The sequence below is a fragment of the Candidatus Chloroploca asiatica genome, assembly GCF_002532075.1.
GTDB lineage: Bacteria > Chloroflexota > Chloroflexia > Chloroflexales > Chloroflexaceae > Chloroploca > Chloroploca asiatica.
The window spans coordinates 1-519 of the sequence record NZ_LYXE01000137.1 but is presented as its reverse complement, the minus strand read 5'-3'; the positions used below and the strand labels follow the sequence as shown (position 1 = coordinate 519).

At 67.4% G+C, this 519-nt stretch carries 2 protein-coding genes; both read left to right on the top strand.

Annotation, left to right across the window (positions count from 1 at the left end; genetic code table 11):
- Positions 1–283, top strand: a 283-nt coding sequence (locus tag A9Q02_RS24385) for a hypothetical protein (protein WP_172451105.1), incomplete at its 5' end; no start/stop codon positions are given.
- Positions 283–519 (top strand): recombinase family protein (locus A9Q02_RS17795; protein WP_172451102.1); only part of this gene is annotated, 237 nt, incomplete at its 3' end. The genes A9Q02_RS24385 and A9Q02_RS17795, both read left to right, overlap by 1 nt.

The following is a 519-nucleotide window of genomic DNA, read 5'->3' as shown; positions in this document are numbered from 1 at the left end:
GCCACCTCGTCGGAGGTGGTCAATGAAGCTGACGCATCGTCCGCGCATCACGGCGCATGTGTGCCACGTTCCCGGCGATCCGGGCGCTGGCTTGACCGAACTCGCCGACGCGCTCCTGGTGATGACGGCTGTGCCGGAACTGGCGGAAGCCTTCCGGATCGCGCATCAGTTCACCAGCGTTGAGGCCCAACGCCAAACCCGGCGGCGCACCATGGCGCAGGCCGCTGAGACGCTGCGCACGCAACTCGCCGCATTGACGGCGCACCTGGGGGAGGCCGCCTGATGTCGAAGCGTACCGCGCTCTACCTGCGCTGTTCAAGCGTGGATCAAGTCAAGCACGGCGTCAGCATCCCCGACCAACTCGCCCGCTTGCGTGCCGAGGCGAAGAGCGCTGGCGAAGTGATCGTCGCCGAGTTTATCGACCAGGCCCGTTCTGGCACGAGCGCGGCCCGCCGCGAGGAGTTCCAGAAGTTGCTCACGGCGGCCCGCCGCCGTGAGTTTGACCGGGTACGGGTCGAG